General features: G+C 74.7%; 15 protein-coding genes. 11 read left to right on the forward strand and 4 right to left on the reverse strand.

The genetic code is table 11. The features are described from left to right. Positions 1-51 precede the first annotated feature (51 nt). Positions 52-1,458 carry an aminotransferase-like domain-containing protein gene (locus ACWC94_RS39835; protein ID WP_450802365.1) on the forward strand — a complete coding sequence of 469 codons (1,407 nt, stop codon included), beginning with the start codon at positions 52-54 and terminating at the stop codon, positions 1,456-1,458. 330 nt (positions 1,459-1,788) lie between these two features. Here ACWC94_RS39835 and ACWC94_RS39840 read toward each other — a convergent pair whose 3' ends face one another. The 4 genes from ACWC94_RS39840 to ACWC94_RS39855 all read right to left on the reverse strand — a co-directional run bounded on the left by ACWC94_RS39840 (position 1,789) and on the right by ACWC94_RS39855 (position 7,108). Continuing rightward, entirely contained in the window at positions 1,789-2,298 is a 510-nt protein-coding gene (locus tag ACWC94_RS39840) for an O-acetyl-ADP-ribose deacetylase (RefSeq protein WP_450802367.1), read from the reverse strand. Next, a complete protein-coding gene (locus tag ACWC94_RS39845; RefSeq protein WP_450802369.1) occupies positions 2,295-3,713 on the reverse strand; it encodes a phytoene desaturase family protein in 1,419 nt (472 codons plus the stop codon). Before ACWC94_RS39845 ends, ACWC94_RS39840 begins: the two co-directional genes overlap by 4 nt. 640 nt (positions 3,714-4,353) lie before the next feature. Beyond that, positions 4,354-5,199 (reverse strand): inositol monophosphatase family protein, encoded by an 846-nt coding sequence (locus tag ACWC94_RS39850; RefSeq protein WP_450802371.1) that lies wholly within the window; start codon positions 5,197-5,199, stop codon positions 4,354-4,356. 91 nt (positions 5,200-5,290) lie between these two features. Beyond that, positions 5,291-7,108 carry a gamma-glutamyltransferase family protein gene (locus ACWC94_RS39855; protein ID WP_450802373.1) on the reverse strand — a complete coding sequence of 606 codons (1,818 nt, stop codon included), beginning with the start codon at positions 7,106-7,108 and terminating at the stop codon, positions 5,291-5,293. A gap of 278 nt (positions 7,109-7,386) precedes the next feature. Here ACWC94_RS39855 and ACWC94_RS39860 point away from each other — a divergent pair, with 278 nt between their 5' ends. The 10 genes from ACWC94_RS39860 (at position 7,387) to folE (ending at position 15,771) form a co-directional block, all read left to right on the forward strand. After that, on the forward strand, positions 7,387-8,043 hold the full coding sequence (locus tag ACWC94_RS39860; RefSeq protein WP_450802375.1) for a Crp/Fnr family transcriptional regulator: 657 nt from the start codon (positions 7,387-7,389) through the stop codon (positions 8,041-8,043). 184 nt (positions 8,044-8,227) lie between these two features. Then, positions 8,228-9,049, forward strand: coding sequence for a hypothetical protein (locus ACWC94_RS39865; protein WP_450802377.1), 822 nt, complete (start codon positions 8,228-8,230; stop codon positions 9,047-9,049). A gap of 32 nt (positions 9,050-9,081) precedes the next feature. Further along, the gene (locus ACWC94_RS39870; protein ID WP_450802379.1) at positions 9,082-9,414 is read left to right on the forward strand and encodes a hypothetical protein; all 333 of its coding nucleotides are present in this window, start codon (positions 9,082-9,084) and stop codon (positions 9,412-9,414) included. After that, positions 9,404-11,500 (forward strand): hypothetical protein, encoded by a 2,097-nt coding sequence (locus tag ACWC94_RS39875; RefSeq protein ID WP_450802381.1) that lies wholly within the window; start codon positions 9,404-9,406, stop codon positions 11,498-11,500. The genes ACWC94_RS39870 and ACWC94_RS39875 overlap by 11 nt, the downstream gene beginning before the upstream one ends. A 50-nt stretch (positions 11,501-11,550) precedes the next feature. Beyond that, positions 11,551-12,270 carry a hypothetical protein gene (locus ACWC94_RS39880; RefSeq protein ID WP_450802383.1) on the forward strand — a complete coding sequence of 240 codons (720 nt, stop codon included), beginning with the start codon at positions 11,551-11,553 and terminating at the stop codon, positions 12,268-12,270. Further along, positions 12,267-12,539: a DNA-binding protein gene (locus ACWC94_RS39885; RefSeq protein ID WP_450802385.1), complete on the forward strand. Its 273-nt coding sequence runs from the start codon at positions 12,267-12,269 to the stop codon at positions 12,537-12,539. Before ACWC94_RS39880 ends, ACWC94_RS39885 begins: the two co-directional genes overlap by 4 nt. 87 nt (positions 12,540-12,626) lie before the next feature. Next, entirely contained in the window at positions 12,627-13,625 is a 999-nt protein-coding gene (locus tag ACWC94_RS39890; protein ID WP_450802387.1) for a hypothetical protein, read from the forward strand. Between the two features lie 396 nt (positions 13,626-14,021). Next, a complete protein-coding gene (locus ACWC94_RS39895; protein ID WP_450802389.1) occupies positions 14,022-14,387 on the forward strand; it encodes a 6-pyruvoyl trahydropterin synthase family protein in 366 nt (121 codons plus the stop codon). A 99-nt stretch (positions 14,388-14,486) separates the two neighbouring features. Further along, on the forward strand, positions 14,487-15,158 hold the full coding sequence (locus tag ACWC94_RS39900; protein ID WP_450802391.1) for a 7-carboxy-7-deazaguanine synthase QueE: 672 nt from the start codon (positions 14,487-14,489) through the stop codon (positions 15,156-15,158). Position 15,159: 1 nt separating this feature from the next. Beyond that, complete coding sequence (gene folE / locus ACWC94_RS39905) at positions 15,160-15,771, forward strand: GTP cyclohydrolase I (RefSeq protein WP_450802393.1); 612 nt, start codon at positions 15,160-15,162, stop codon at positions 15,769-15,771. Positions 15,772-15,819 lie beyond the last annotated feature (48 nt).

The raw sequence follows: 15,819 nt of genomic DNA on the forward strand, positions 1-15,819 counted from the left end.
CGAGCAGGACGGCCAGGACGAGCGCCAGCAGGCCCGCGAGCGCACCGGCCAGTGTCGGGGGGCGTTCGGCCTCCCCCTCCCCCTCCTGCTCCCGCTCCCGCTCCCGCTCCCGGGACACCATCCCCCCGCACCCGCGGCACCGTACTCCCCGGCTCCACCGGCACCGTGCCCCATCCCGCGTCGCCCCGCCCCGCGTCCGGGACGACGGCACCGTCCTCTCGGGGTCCCGGTACCCCGCCCTCCCGCGCGCGGAGCGCCCCGCCCCCTCGCGCGCCCCGGGCCCCGCACCCCGCCGCGGTTCCCCGCTGCCCCGCCCCGCCGACACCGTTCTCCCGCGCCCCCGGGGCCGATGTCTTCGACGCACTGCGGGAGGCCCCGGCCGTCGTCGACTTCACCCCCGGGCGGCCGGACCTCGCCACCTTCCCGCGTACCGCCTGGCTGCGGGCCGAGCGCGCCGTCCTGGCGGACCTGTCCGCCGGGCACCTCGGCTACGGCGACCCCCGGGGCGCCCCCGCGCTGCGGCGGTCCGTCGCCGACTGGCTCGCGAGGATGCGGGGCGTGCGGGTGGAGCCGGACGAGGTGCTGATCGTCGCGGGCACCGCCCAGGCGCTCACGCTGTTGCACCAGGTGCTGCGGGCGGACGGCATCGACACCGTCGCCGTCGAGGACCCCGGCTCGCTCGGGGCCCGTCAGCATCTGCGCAACGGGGGCCTCGGCACCCCGCCGGTGCCGGTGGACGAGAACGGGGTCCGGGTGGACGCGTTGCGCGCGAGCGGCGCCCCGGCGGTGCTGCTCACGCCGGCCCACCAGTTCCCGACGGGGGTGGTGACCAGCGGCGAGCGCCGGCGTGAGCTGCTGGGCTGGGCACGGGACGGCGGGCTGATCCTGGAGGACGACTACGACGCGGAGCACCGCTACGACCGCCCGCCGGTCCCCGCACTGCGGGCGCTGCTGGCCGACCGGGTGTGCTACATGGGCAGCGTGTCCAAGCTGCTCGCCCCGGCGCTGCGCATCGGCTGGCTGGTGGCCCCGCCCCGCCATCGCGCCGGCCTGGTCGAGGCCAAGCGGTTCAACGACCTGGGCAACCCGGTGCTGCCGCAACTGGTGCTGGCCCGGCTGATGGACTCCGGTGAACTGGAGCGGCGGCTACGGCTGGCGCGGCGCCGGCACCGCGAGCGCCGCGACGCGATGATCACCGCCCTCGCCGAGCATCTGCCCGGCGGGACCGTGCACGGCGCCGCGGCCGGCCTGCACCTGACGGTCACGTACCCGGCGGACGTTCCCGACACCGAGGTGGCCGCAGCCGCGCTGGCCCGGGGCGTGAAGTGCCAGCCGCTGTCCTGGCACCGGCAGTCGCCCGGTCCGCCCGGACTCGTCCTCGGCTACGCGGCCACCGTGCCGGGAGCCATCGCCGACGGCGTGGCCCTGCTCGGCACGGTCCTGCGCGAGCTGTCCTGACACCGAGCGCGGCGACGCGAAAGAGGCGGGGGTCGTCCGCACAGCCGAGCGGCGAGCCCCTGGGAGGCGCCGGGGCGAGGGGGATCAAAGCGGTCGGCCTCCGCCTTCACCTCGCGCGCGTAGTGGCCGTACGCCTCGTCGCGGACGTGGTGTGGAGGGGACCGTCGAGGGCCTGGCCGGTCATCGGCGCGGCGAGGAGGGGGAGGGCCTCCTGCCCGTCCCCGGCCGCTGACGACGTACCGCGCCGGCACGCGTCCCGGGCTCGCGGCGAGGCGCGGCGTGTCATGGGCGACGAGAGGGGCCGTGCGGTCCGCCGGGGCGATGCCCCCGTCAGCGAACCCGCGCGGCGAACGCCTCGTACGCCCGGTCGTCGAAGAGGACGAACCGGGCCTCCTCGACCGCGGTGTCCGCGGCCCGCACCGTCTCCACGGCGATCCGTGCCGCGTCCTCCATCGGCCACCGGTACACGCCGGTGGAGACGGCCGGGAACGCGACCGTACGGGCACCGAGTTCGTCGGCGACCTTCAGGGACTCGCGGTAGCAGGAGGCCAGCAGCTCCGAGCGGTCCTCGCTCCGGCTGTACACCGGGCCCACCGTGTGGATGACCCAGCGGGCGTCCAGTGCGCCCGCGGTCGTGGCGACGGCCTGGCCGGTGGGCAGGCCCCTGCCGTACCGGGAGGCGCGCAGGGCGCGGCACTCCTCCAGGATGGCGGGGCCGCCGCGCCGGTGGATCGCGCCGTCGACCCCTCCGCCGCCGAGGAGGGAGGAGTTGGCCGCGTTGACGATCGCGTCGGCGCTCTGGCGGGTGATGTCTCCCTGGACGAGGGTGATGGTGGTCATGTCTGCCTCAGCCTTCGCCAGACGGCCTTGGCCGCGTTGTGCCCCGACATGCCGTGCACGCCCGGTCCCGGCGGGGTGGCCGCGGAGCAGATGAAGACGGCCGGATGCGGCGTGTGGTACGGGAACAGGGACGGTCTCGGGCGCAGCAGCAGCTGGAGTCCGGACGCCGCGCCGCAGGCGATGTCGCCGCCGACGTAGTTGGCGTTGTGGGCGGCCAGCTCGGCGGGGCCGGAGACGGCGCGGGCGAGCACGCGGTCGCGGAAACCGGGGGCGAAGCGCTCCAGTTGGCGTTCCATGGCGTCGGTGAGGTCGCCGGACCAGCCGTTCGGGACGTGGCCGTACGCCCAGAAGACCTGCTTGCCCTCGGGGGCGCGGGTCGGGTCGACGACACTGGGCTGCACGGTGATCATGAACGGCCGGTCGGGGGCGCGGCCCTCGCGGGAGGCGGCGCGCAGGGCGGTGGAGATCTCGGCCTGGTCCGCGCCGATCTGGACGGTCGTGGCGGCGCGGGCCTCGGGCGCGGTCCAGGGCACGGGGCCGTCCAGCGCGTAGTCGATCTTGAAGACGCTCGGGCCGTAGCGGTAGGTGCGGTAGTGGTCGCCGAAACCGGCGATGCGGGCGAGTGCGGTGGGTGAGGTGTCGAAGACGTACGCCCGCGCGGGCGGCAGGTCGTCCAGCCGCTTGACCTCGTAGTCGGTGTGGACGGCACCGCCCAGGTCCTTCAGGTACCCGGCGAGGGCGTCGGAGATCGCCTGGGAGCCGCCGCGGGGCACCGGCCAGCCACGGGCGTGCGCGGACAGCGCGAAGACCAGTCCGATGGCGCCGGTGGCCAGGCCGTCCAGCGGTGCGATCACATGCGCGACCAGACCGGCGAACAGGGCCTTGGCCCGCTCGTCCTTGAAGCGGCGCAGCAGCCAGGTGGCCGGCGGCAGCCCGGCCAGACCGAAGCGGGCCAGGGTGACGGGGTCGCGCGGGAGCGCGCTGAGCGGCAGGGACATGAAGTCCCGTACGAGCGTGTCCCAGTGGCGCAGGAACGGCTCGACCAGTCTGCGGTACGCGCCCGCGTCGCGCGGGCCGAAGGAGGCGGCCGTCTCGGCGACCGAGCGGGAGAGCACGGCCGCGGTGCCGTCGAGGAAGGGGTGCGCCATCGGCAGCTCGGAGTGAAGCCACTGAAGGCCGTAGCGGTCCAGGGGCAGGGCGCGGAACGCCGGGGAGTTGATGCCGAGGGGGTGGGCGGCCGAGCACGGGTCGTGCCGGAAGCCGGGCAGCGTCAGTTCCTCGGTGCGGGCGCCGCCGCCCACGGTGGAATTCGCCTCGAACAGCGCGACGGAGAAGCCGCGGCGGGCCAGCTCCACGGCAGCGGTCAGTCCGTTCGGTCCCGCACCCACCACGACCGCATCGAGCATCGACGGCACCTTCGGACCCCTTCGTCAGCCGATGGCCACTCGGGGCCAGGATATGCCGGAGAACTGACACTCCCCCGGCCGGGTCGACCCGCACGACCGGTTCCGGCCCACGGGCGGGGGCGGAAACGACCGTGACGGCCGGGGTCAAAGGGTCCCGTGGCGGGCCGGGGGGCGGAAGGGACCGCGGCGGGTGGGAGGCCAATGGGACCGTGTCGGACGGGGACCGGCGACCCGGCAAGCACCGCCCGGGCCACCAGGCGGGGTGCGGAAGCGACCGTGGCAGGCCGGGGGCCAAAGCGACCGTGACGGCGGGGACCGGCGACCCGGCAAGCACCGCCCCGCCACCGGGCGGGGGCGGGGGCGGAAGGGGCCGTTGGCGGGCGGGGCCGGGGGTACGGCGAGCGCCGCGGTCGGCCAGTGGTGACGGGGACGGAGTGGCTGGCACGGCCCCACCGTCCGCCGGGGACGGCGCACCGCGACCAGCGGGGCGGCCGGCACGCCACGGCCTCGCCGTCCACCGCGTACCGCACACCGTGAGGACCTCCCGGCCTCCGGTGACCGGGGCGGGCGGGCGTGGGCCCGGCCGACCCGGCAAGCACCGCCCGGCCACCGGGCGGGGGCGAGGGGCGGAAGGGGCCGTTGGCGGGGCTCAGGCGGGTGTGCGCAGCAGGCCGGTCAGCCGGCGGGCGGTCGCGGTGTCCCGGGCCGCCGTGAACGGCAGTGTGTTGCCGCCGGTCACACGGAACGGCTCGCCTGCGCGGGTGAGGTGCGTGCCGCCCGCCTCCTCGACGAGGAGCAGGCCGGCCGCGTGGTCCCAGGCCGCCTCCCAGGAGAACGCGACGGCGTCCAACTCGCCCCGGGCGACGGCGAGGTACTCCAGGCCTGCCGAGCCGCAGGGGCGGGGGGCGAGGCCGTCGGTCCACAGGGCGCGCAGGGCGCGCTTCTGCTCGTCGGTGGTGTAGTCCGGGTGGGACGTGGCGACGACGAGGTCGCGGCCCGGCTCGGGCGGGCCCGCGACCAGCCGCTCGCCGTCGAGGAAGGCACCCCGGCCGCGGACCGCGGTGGCGAGCTGGTCGCGCGCCGCGGCGTAGGTCCAGGAGGCGCGCACGACACCCCGGTGGGCGAGCGCGACCAGGGTGCAGAACCCGTCGTCGCCGTGCACGAACTGGCGGGTGCCGTCGACCGGGTCGACGATCCACACCGGTGCGTCGCCCTGCAGCGCGGCGTACGTCGCCGGGTCGGCGTGCACCGCCTCCTCGCCGACCACGACCGACCCGGGCAACAGGGCCCCGAGGTCCTCGGTGAGCCGCTGCTCGGCGAGCCGGTCGGCGTCCGTCACCAGGTCGTGGGGGCCGCTCTTCTGGTCCACCTCGTGCTCGGCGAGGCGGCGGAAGCGGGGCAGGATCTCGGCTGCGGCCGCCTTGCGGAGGGCCTCTTCCACGTCGGCCGAGCACCGGTCGAGAAACTCGTCGATGGTTTCCGTCTCTTCGATCATGCCTCCATGAGAGCACGCCCCACTGACAATCCCCGCCCGCCCGGTGCACACCCGGTGGAATCGGGATGAAGAAGGGGTGCCGGTCGGCCGGTCAGCGGCCGACGGCGTACCCCTGCATCCCGCGCGGGTTCGCCGCCGCCGACAGCACACCGGTCCGCGGGTCCCGGGCCACCGCGCACAGGCGTCCCTCGGACCAGGCGGGGCCGACGGTGACGTCGTGGCCGCGCCGCCGCAGTTCCTCGACGACGTCCGCGTCCATGCGGGACTCCACGGTGACGCTGCCGGGGCGGCGGCCGCGCGGGTGGAAGGAGCTGGGGAAGCTGTCGTTGTGCCAGTTCGGGGCGTCGATGGCGCCCTGCAGGTCGAGGGTGCCGCGGACCGGGGCGCGCAGGGCGGCGGCGAGGAAGAAGTGCAGCTGCCACTGGTCCTGCTGGTCGCCGCCGGGCGTGCCGAACGCCAGGACCGGCACCCCGTCGCGCAGCGCGAGGGACGGCGTGAGGGTGGTGCGCGGGCGGCGGCCCGGGGTGAGGGAGTTCGGCAGTCCCTCCTCCAGCCAGGTCATCTGCAGCCGGGTGCCGAGCGGGAAGCCCAGCTCGGGCACGACCGGGTTGGACTGCAGCCAGCCGCCGCTGGGCGTGGCCGCGATCATGTTGCCCCAGCGGTCGACGACGTCCAGGTGGCAGGTGTCGCCGCGGGTCGTGCCGTCGACGGCCACGTGCGGTTCGCCGGGGATCTCCGCGACCGTCGGCTCGCCCGCGCCCATCGGGTCGAAGCCGAGGTCGCCGCCGTCCACGCGCGCGTACGCCTGCGCCGGCAGCCGCGGGGCACGTCCGCCGGGGCTGCCCGGCCGCAGCTCCCAGGAGGCCCTGGCGCCGACCAGGGCCCGCCGGCCGGCGTTGTAGTCGTCCGAGAGCAGCTCGGCGAGCGGCACCTCGGCGGCGTCCCCGTACCAGGCCTCCCGGTCGGCCATGGCGAGCTTGCAGCCCTCGATCAGCAGGTGGACGTACTCGGCGCGGCCGTGGGCGGGCAGCTCCGGCGGGAGCAGGGCGAGCTGCTGCAGGAGCGCGGGGCCCTGGCTCCAGGGGCCCGCCTTGCACACGGTCCAGCCGTCCCGGTCGTACGTCACCGGGGTCTCGTAGGCCGCCGACCAGCCGGCGAGGTCGGCCTCGGTGAGCGTGCCGGTGTGCCGCGTCCCGCTGGTGTCCAGCGTGGCCCGCCGGGACTGCCGTACCAGGGCCTCCCCGATGAATCCGCGGCGCCACACCTCGCGTGCGGCGTCGATCCGGGCCTCCCGGTCGCCGCTGCCCGCGGTCTCGGCCAGCAGCCGCTTCCAGGTGCCGGCGAGGGCGGGGTTGCTGAAGAGCGCACCGGGCCGGGGCGCCCGGCCGCCGGGCAGGTACACCTCCGCCGACGAGGTCCACTCCGTCTCGAACAGCTCCCGTACGCTCTCCACGGTCGCGCCGACCTTCTCCACGGGCGCGTGCCCGTGCTCGGCGTATCCGATGGCGTATGTGAGGACGTCGTCCAGGGACTTCGTGCCGTGGTCGCGCAGGAGCAGCAGCCAGGCGTCGAAGGCGCCGGGCACGGCTGCCGCGAGCGGACCGGTGCCGGGTACGAGGTCCAGCCCGAGCCCCCGGTAGTGGGCGGCGGTGGCACCGGCCGGGGCGACACCCTGCCCGCACAGCACCCTCACCGCACCGCCCGCCGGGGCGAGCAGAATCGGTACCTCGCCGGCGGGCCCGTTCAGGTGCGGCTCCACCACGTGCAGCACGAACGCCCCGGCCACGGCGGCGTCGAAGGCGTTCCCGCCGCTCTCCAGGACGGCCATCGCCGACTGGGAGGCCAGCCAGTGGGTGGAGGACACCATGCCGAAGGTGCCCTGCAGGGTGGGCCGGGTGGTGAACTGCATCTCTCACCTCGCTGTCGACGGGCCCCGCCCTCGGCGCGTGGTCCGCATCCGCTCCGCCCACTGGATGCCCGCCGCCCCGGCGGGGCCGTTCGGTTCGTCCGGTCGGCGAGCAGGCTATCGAGCACCTGCGGAGGTGATCGGGCTCGTACGGTCGCGCACCGCCGCCGAGAGCTGTTGTTCGAGCGCAAGCGGGCCTCATCCGGCAGGAGAGGAAAAGCCGGGAATCAGAAATGATCATTTGACCCCGAGGGGTCCATCCGTCCTCTACTTTTCATCGCATGAGCGAACAGAGCCCTCTCTTGCCGCCCACGACCCTGCGTGATCTGGCCCCCGTCGAGGCATGGCGGACACTGACGGACTTCCCCGGCCGCACGCATGCGGCCGGGCAGACCCTGCTCCGTCAGGGAGAAGCCGGAACGCACGTACTGGCGCTGACTCAGGGCATGGTGAAGGTGGTCCGCAGGAGCATGGACGGCCGGGACAGGCTGTTGTCCTTCCGTGGACCGGGAGAGGTACTGGGCGAGATGGCCGTACAGGACGGCGACACCCGGCTCGCCGACGTCCAGACCATTACAGAATGCAAAGTCACTTGCGTGCCGGCGGCTGCGTTCCGGGCCCTCGTGAAGGACCACGACCTCACGGAGAAGCTGAACCGGATCGCACTGAGCCGCCTGCGGGAGCAGACCCAGGCGAGCGAGGGAGACCTCGACCAGCGGCTCACGGCGACGCTGCTGCGGCTCATGACCCTCTCCGGCGCACGCTCCTTCCGCCTCACCCGGCTGGAACTCGCCCAGCACCTCGACGTGGGGCGCGGATCGGTCAGCGAGGCGTTGCGGCGTCTCGGCCCGGGCTGCGTGCGGGTCGGCAGGACCTCCCTCACGATCGTCGACGAGGGGGGACTGCACCGTGCGCTGCGACAGCGGACCGCCGCGTGAACCGAGGCCCCCGGAACCGGCGCCGCAGCCGGGGGTGACGCCCGTCACGCTCCATCGGTTCTGAGGGAGCGGAACCCTCCCCGTTCCTCCGCGAGGCTCGTGGGGCCGGCCACCGGCACCCCATCGTCCGCCGCGAGCACGTCCGCCTCCTGTGCCCGCGGCGGGCCTTCGCGGAGGAGACACCATGCACGACAACGGCTCCCGACTGCCCCCGACCACCGCGGTCCCCTACTCCCGCAGCCGTCCGCTCCCCCCTTACCGCGGCATCCTGGCCGTGGACATGAAGGGCTTCACCGAACGCCCGGCCATCGAGCACGAGGTGATCGGCCGGGCGGTGCCCGAACTGATCCGGACCTCACTGGAGCGTGCCGGGCTGGCGGACGTGTGGAACGGCCGGCTGTTCCCCGCCACCACCGGTGACGGCTACGTCCTGGGCTTCGACCCCGCGCTGATGCCCCTGGTGATCCACCCCTGGCTCGACACGCTCCAGGACGTCGTCGCGGAACTGAACGTCCACGCCCTCGGCACGGCCCGGATCAGGCTGCGGGTCAGCCTGCACATCGGTCCGCTGCCCGACACCGAAGACGCGTTCGGCGGCAACGGAACGGCACGCACCGACACCCACCGCCTCCTCGACTCCCGCCCCGTCAGAGCCGCACTCGCGCAGTCCAGCGAGAACGTCACCCATGTGGCGGCCATCCTGTCGGACCGCTGCTACCAGGACGCGGTCATGAGCGGCTACACCGGGCGGCACCCCGACCACTTCACCGAGGTCCCGGCGACCGTCGACGGCAAGGTGTTCACCCAACGGGCCTGGCTCTACGGGCCGTTGCCCGCCGCCCCGCGGCCGGACCCGGGTGCCCCGGCGGCGCCGGAGGAGGGCCCCGGCCGCACGGCCGGCCGCTACGGGGCGGCCCGGATCCGGATCGTCGCGTCCGCCCCGCACGGAAACGTCAACACCGGCACGGCGCTCGGCGGCCAGAGCGTCAGCAACCACCACCACTGAGTCCCACCCTCCTCTCAGCAAAGGACACAGCCATGCGCGACCACGCACACGCGGCCGAGCCGGAGGGGGGCGTCCGCCATGGGACGCCCCCCTCCCCCACACCGCAACGGCGGCTGCCGCACCCCTGGCCGAACCCGGCCGACGGACACCGGCACGACGAGGGCGGCGGCGAGACCCCGGCCCCGGAACAGCGCACGGAACCGGAGGCCGGCACCACCGCCGGGCCGGCAGCCACGGCGGCACACGTCACCGTGCTCACGGCCGAGCGCGGCATCATCAACACCGGTACCGTGCACGGCGGGCAGTACCTCACCAACGTCGACGTGTCCGGCCGTCCGGTCCGGGAGGCCGACCGTGGGGCCTGAGACGGGTACGGACGACAGCCTCGGCGGCCTGCTGCCGGAACTCGCCCGCGGCAGGGGGACGCTGATCGTCGCCACGCACGGAACCGTCAACACCGGTGTGGTGCAGGGCGATCAGCGGCATGTGCTGACCGGGGCGGCCGCGGAGGACGGCCGGGACGTGGCACTGGTACGCCAGGGGCCGGTGCGGGCGAAGGACCTCCAGGCGGCCCGGCAGCGCTTCGCGCGGCCCGCCGGCTACACCTCGGGCCTCGACGCGCTCGACTCCGGCGTCCTGTTCGTCGTCGGGGCGCCCGGCACCGGCCGGCAGACACTCGCGCTCAATCTCCTGGCGCACGGCTGCGCCGACCCGGCACTGGTCCAGGTCGACGGTGCCGTGGACCTGGCCCGCTGGCGGCCTCGTACGCGCGGTGTGGACGGCTATCTGGTCATGGACCTGAGCGACCCGCTCTCCCTGCGGCCGTGGGACGTGTCGGACCTCGAGGCGCACCTGGCGAAGGCCGGCGCACGGCTGGTCGTGGTCCTCGAGGAGGCGCCGGGCCTGGCACGCGCCCTGGAGGACCGCGTCGACGTGCGGGTGCTGCACCACCGGCCGCCGGATCCGCAGGAGGTCTTCTCGGTGCACTTCGCGGGCCTGTGCCCGGACTCCCGGGACCGGGCCCGCCGACGGAGGCTGCTCGGGCCGGACGCCCTCGCCGCTCTCCTGCCGCCCGGCCTCCCGCCGGGCCGGGCGGTCCGCGTGGCCGACGCCCTGGCCCGCCCCGGCCCCGACGGCCGGGTGCGCCCCGCGGAGCTGACGGCCCGGCTCGCCAGGGCCGAGGCCACACGGCTGCTGGCCCGCGCCGAGGGGAATCCCGCCCTCGCGGCCCATCTGTTCGCGCTCTGCGTCCACGAGGGCCTGGACCGGGACACGGTCCTCGCCCGGGCGGCCGAACTGCTCGGTATGATCCGCGCCCACCACGGCCCCGGGTCCCCGGCGCCGCCGTCGCCGCACGAGGGCGCCGCGAGCCGGCCGGGGCTCGCCCCGCCACGGTCCGCCGGCGCCTGGGCACCGGACGGCGGACCGGCTCTGCGCACGGCCGCCGCACCGGATCTCCTGACGGACATCGGGGGGCGGTGCGCCGTCCCCGAGGACGGCGACGGGAACGGGACCGTCACCTTCCTGTGGCCCGTGGTGAGCGAAGCCGTCTGGGACGAGGTGTGCCAGGAGCGGGCCGAGTGGCTGCCCCTGCTGCACACCTGGCTCGCGACGGCCGGGGACGAGGAGCAGGCGGAGCGCGGCGGGCGTGCGATGGCCGCTCTGGCCGTCCGCACGGGCGGGCGCAGTCTCGAACTCCTCGGGGCCCTGGTCCGCACCGGGCCGCAGACGGCCGTCGAGGTGGCGGGCCGCGCCCTCGCCGCGGCCGCGGGCCTCGCCCCGGCCGCCGCCAAGGCGCAGGCGCTGCTGGACGAGTGGAGCGGCGCGCCCGAACCCGCGGTGCGCTCCGTGGTCGTGGCCGCGTCCCGGCCGGCTGCGGGCGGGCTGCCGGCCGAGGCCGCCCTGCGGCTGCTGCGCCGGGTGGTGGACGCCCTCGGCGACGACGAGGACGCCGCGGCGACGGCCCTTCGCGTGTCGGGGACGCTGGTGCTGCGGTTCGCCGGGGCGCGGGGGGCGAGGGAGGCGATCGTGCGGGAGCTGGCCGCCTGGGCGCACACCGAGGACCTGGCCGGGCTGCTGGCCACCCTCGTGTTTCCCGCCCTCGTCGCCGAGGACTGGGGCTGGTTCGGTGACCGGCTCCTGGCCGGCCGGGACGCCGCGGACCCCGTCGGCGCCCTTGTCTGCGCCGCCCTGGACGAGGCCGCGGCCTATCCGGCCATGCGGGACGCGCTGCTGATGTGGTGCGCCGGAGCGGCCGGCACCCCGCAACGCGAGCGACAGCTGGACGCGTTGTTCGCACGGCTCGTCGCCGGCCGCCGGCCCGGCTGTCTGCGGCTGCTGATGTCGATCGAGCGGGCCGCAGGGGCCACTCCCGGCAAGGCGATCGCCGAGCGGTCCCTCGCCGAGTGGCGCGGCGGAACCGGTCCGGCCACGGCCGGCCGGCCCGCGTGAGCCGCCCCCGCGGCACAGGACACCCACGCCCCACGACAAGGAGACCGACGATGACATCGTCCCCGTACTCCACTCTCTTCGCCCGCGTGGAGCGGGACTTGGGCGGCCGGGAGCCGCTGACCGGGCTCCGGCTGGACGACGGATCCGGTGCCCCGGGCACGGCCCTGACCCCCGCCGAGGCACGCGTGTGGCTCTACGACCGCTCGGCGCCGGCCGCCGTACGGACCGCGCTGTGGCATCAGATCGCCGCGCTGTCCCACCAGGACACGGGCGGGAACGGCTGGCGACTGGGCGCGGTGTGGCTCGCGCTGCCCGGTCTGCGCCGCCACGCCTCCACCATCGTCCACCGCTTCGGCACCGACCGGGACGACGTCGAGGCGGAGATGCTCACCGCCTGTCTCGAAACCCTGCGGACGATCGGGCCGCACACCCCCGACCCCGGATCCGTGCTGCTGCGCGCCGCTTGCACCCGCGCCTGGAACGCCGCCCGGGCGGCCCGGCCCGAGCGGCCGGTGGAGGACATCCAGTGCACGGCGGATTCCCTTCCCGGCCGGGGAGCCCTGTGGCAGGCGGAGTTCGACGGCCGCGACCGGCCGGACGGACTCGCCGCGACCCTGCGGTTCACCGTTCCGGCCGACCGGGCGGAGGGCGTGCGCATCGGCGCCCTGGCCGGGGAATGGGGCCTGACCGAACGGGTCGCCACGGCCCGCCGGTTCCAGCGGGGCCGCCGGGTCGGCACGCTGTCCCTGCGCCCCGGGAGCCGCGGATGACCGAACACGTCCAGACCCCCCTGACCTTCCGGGAGGTCCTCGACCTGCCGGTCAGCGTCGACCTGAGGACGGCGGCCAGAGCGTACGGCATGTGCATGGCCACGGCCTACCGGCTGATCGCCCTCGGCACCTTCCCCTGCGAGACGGTCCGCGTCGGCCGCCGTCATCGCGTCCTCACCGCCCACCTGCTGTCCGCACTGGGCATCGAGGAGCGGCCCGTCTACGCCGACGACCTCGGCGACGGCGTGGCGCTGACCCTCTTCGACTGAGCGGCCCGGGCGGGCTCCGCCCGGACCGCACACCCACCCCTTCTTCCTCTTCTTCCTCGACCGTTCCGTCCACGGAGGTACTTCGTCATGCCCACATGTCTCGCCCTCGGTCCCGCGGCGCTCTTCCACGAGGAGGTCGTCCGGCCCGTGTGCGAAGAACTGGAGCTGTCCCTGATCCGGGCCGACCAGCTCGCCGACCCCAGCCCGCTCGGCGAACGTCTCGTCCGGCACCTCGTCGAGGAGGACGTGGTCGTCGCCGATCTCAGCGGCGGCCACCCCTCGGTGGTCCTCGGGCTCGGTGTCCGGCATGCCGCCGGCCGGCGCACGGTGCGTCTGGGGCAGGCCGGGACAGTACCGGCGGGCCTCGGCGCGCTCCCGGCCATCGAGTTCCCGCCCCTGCCCCTCGGCCGGGCCGAGGCGCGCGCACTGCTGCGGGCCGCCCTCGCCGAGGAACTGGACCTGCCCGCCGCGCCGGCGGACGGCGGCGCGGCCGCGCCCGACGCGGACGGGGCTCCGGCAGTGCCGGAGGAGAGCGGTCCCGGAGTGCTGGAGCTGGCGGTCGCGGCCGAGACCGAGATGGAGGCCATGGCGGAGGACATGGCGATGGTGGAGGCGGCCTTCCAGGACCTCGCCGCGATGGGGGAGCTGTCCGCCGAGGACATGATGCGGGCCACGATGCCGGGAGCCCCGATGAGCGCCCAGCTGGCGGCCGTCAACCGGTTCGCCAAGTCCATCGAGGGCCCCTCCGACGAACTGGAGGCGGCGGCCTGGCGGCTCGCCGCGCGGATGGAGCTGGCGCTCGGCGCGCTGCGCGCGTTCCTGGAATGGGCCCGGGACACCCCGCGCGCCGAGTGGCCGGACACCGTCGACCCCCTGCTCGACCAGGTGATCGAGCAGACGCGGGAGATGCGCGAGGCGGCAACCGCCGTGGAGGAGTTCGGGCCCATGATCCTGTGGATCGGCAGGACCAGCAGCCGGCTGCGCAGGCCGAGCCGGAAGATCGCCGCCTCCCTGCGGACACTCCTCGGGATCCTGTCGCCGTTCGAGGAGTGCGAGCGCATGGCATACACACTCAAGGAGTCCTGACCCCGGTACCCCCGGCCGGCCCGGCCACTCCCGGGCCGGCCGGGCGACACCGCTACGTGCCCGCACCCTGGACGGAAGACACGGCGCGGCATTCGCCCGGGTCAGGGTTCCCCAGTCACCGCCGTCCAGCGCGCCCGTCTCGAGCGCGCCGCGGCCGGGACCCGCGCCCGCAGGCCCGGGAAACCGCCCAGCAGGCCCAACCGGCCCCTCTCGCAGCCCGGCAGGCCGGCCGGGAAACGTACCTCGGCCCACCGGGGCGGTCTGCGCCCGGCCGCACCGCTGGTGTCTCGGTGACCTTCGGTGTCCTCTCTCGGTGCCCGGCGGCGGCGTCTCACGGTCGGTGCCGTGATGCTCCAGAACCACGCCGTCCACACCATATGAGGCGGGAGGTACGACATGACATTTCGCATCAGCAAGCAATTCCGCTTCTCGGCCAGCCACCGGCTGGAGGGGCTTCCCGCGGAGCACCCGTGCGGGCGGTTGCACGGCCACAACTACGTGGTGGAGCTGGAGTTGTCCGCCGCCGGTGACGCCTTGGACCCGACCGGATTCGTCAGGGACTACGGGGACCTCGCCGAGTTCAGCAAGTGGCTGGACAAGGCCTTCGACCACCGGCACCTCAACGACGTGCTGGAGGGCGCCAACCCGACCGCGGAGCACCTTTCGCGGTGGCTGTACGAACGGTGGGTGCCCCGGTACCCCGAGCTGAGCTGCGTGCGGATCAGTGAGACGGACAAGACGTGGGCGGAGTACCGGCCGTGACCGGCCCGCGCGGGGCCGCGGACCGCCGGACGGAGGGAGGTGGTGCCGAGGCGGAGCCGAAGCTCGTGGTCAACGAGATCTTCGGCCCCACCTGAGACCGTGCAGGGAGAGGGTCCTTCCGCTGGTCAGCGCTGCGCATTCGTACGGCTGGGGGGCTGCAACCTGGCATGCCGCTGGTGCGACACCCCCTACACCTGGGACTGGACCGGAAGCAGCGACGCCGGGCGGGCGTACAAGCCCAGCGAGGAACTGCATCCCATGCCCTGGCAGGAGGTGTTCGACCGGCTGAGCGCCTACCGGGTGCCGCTGATCGTCGTCTCCGGCGGGGAGCCGCTGAGCCAGCAGACGAGGCTGCTGCCGCTGCTGCGCGCGCTGACCGACAGCGGCCACCGTATCGAGATCGAGAGCAACGGAACGGTGGTGCCCCGGCCCGAACTGATCGCCACCGGTGTGCGGTTCAACATCTCGCCCAAGCTGGCCCATTCCGGCGATCCGGAGGAACGCCGGCTCGTGCCCGAGGCGCTGGCAGCGCTGGCGGCGGTGCCCGGTACCGCTTTCAAGTTCGTGTGCCGGACCACCCAGGACCTCGACGAGGTGGCCGACGTCGTGGCGCGCCACGGCACCACTCCGGTCTGGATCATGCCCGAGGGACAGCGACCCGACGACCTGAACCGCCACCTGGCGGCGCTCACCGACGAGGTCATGGCCCGTGGCTGGAACTTGACGACCCGAATGCATGTCGCGCTGTGGGGCGACAGGAGAGGCGTGTGACGTGAAGCAGATTGCCGACGGAGACATCGAGGAAGCCGAAGGACTCGAGGACAAGGCCGGGCAGGGCACCGATCCGTTGGAGGAGGTGGCCCGTCGGCTGCTGGTCGAGATCGGCGAGGATCCCGACCGGGACGGCCTGAAGGACACCCCGGCCCGTTTCGCCCGCTGGTGGCGTGAGTTCACGCGCTACGACCCGGGGAAGATCGGCTCGCTGTTCCCGCTGGAGTGCGCCGGAGAGGCCGTGGTGGTCTCCGGCATCCAGGTGTGGTCGCTGTGCGAACACCACCTCCTGCCGTTCTCCTGCACGGTCACCATCGCCTACCTGCCGCAGAGCAAGATCCTGGGCCTGTCGAAGTTCGCCCGGATCGCGCACCGGCACGCCCACCGGCTCCAGGTGCAGGAGCGTCTCGTGCGCGAGATAGCCGATGAGATCACCGAGGTGACCGGGTCGGACGACGTGGCCGTGCTGGCTCGGGGCGAGCACCTGTGCATGAGCATGCGGGGGATCCGCACACCGGCGCTCATGACGTCCACGGCCTTCCACGGCATCTTCAAGGAGTACGGCCCCGCCCGCAGCGAAGTGATGGCCGCTGCCTTCCCCAGCGGCCGGTGAGCCGGCGCGTGCCGTCCACCGCCACCCGGCCGCATCCCACCCCACCCC

The sequence above is a fragment of the Streptomyces sp. NPDC001135 genome (assembly GCF_053598395.1).

Excerpts from the sequence above, each read along its gene's own strand:
- ACWC94_RS39885 (WP_450802385.1), top strand. The coding sequence starts at position 12,267 with ATGACCGAACACGTCCAGACCCCCCTGACCTTCCGGGAGGTCCTCGAC.
- ACWC94_RS39865 (WP_450802377.1), top strand. The coding sequence starts at position 8,228 with ATGCACGACAACGGCTCCCGACTGCCCCCGACCACCGCGGTCCCCTAC.
- ACWC94_RS39850 (WP_450802371.1), bottom strand. The coding sequence starts at position 5,199 with ATGATCGAAGAGACGGAAACCATCGACGAGTTTCTCGACCGGTGCTCG.
- ACWC94_RS39870 (WP_450802379.1), top strand. The coding sequence starts at position 9,082 with ATGCGCGACCACGCACACGCGGCCGAGCCGGAGGGGGGCGTCCGCCAT.
- ACWC94_RS39890 (WP_450802387.1), top strand. The coding sequence starts at position 12,627 with ATGCCCACATGTCTCGCCCTCGGTCCCGCGGCGCTCTTCCACGAGGAG.
- ACWC94_RS39840 (WP_450802367.1), bottom strand. The coding sequence starts at position 2,298 with ATGACCACCATCACCCTCGTCCAGGGAGACATCACCCGCCAGAGCGCC.
- ACWC94_RS39855 (WP_450802373.1), bottom strand. The coding sequence starts at position 7,108 with ATGCAGTTCACCACCCGGCCCACCCTGCAGGGCACCTTCGGCATGGTG.
- ACWC94_RS39860 (WP_450802375.1), top strand. The coding sequence starts at position 7,387 with ATGAGCGAACAGAGCCCTCTCTTGCCGCCCACGACCCTGCGTGATCTG.
- ACWC94_RS39880 (WP_450802383.1), top strand. The coding sequence starts at position 11,551 with ATGACATCGTCCCCGTACTCCACTCTCTTCGCCCGCGTGGAGCGGGAC.
- ACWC94_RS39895 (WP_450802389.1), top strand. The coding sequence starts at position 14,022 with ATGACATTTCGCATCAGCAAGCAATTCCGCTTCTCGGCCAGCCACCGG.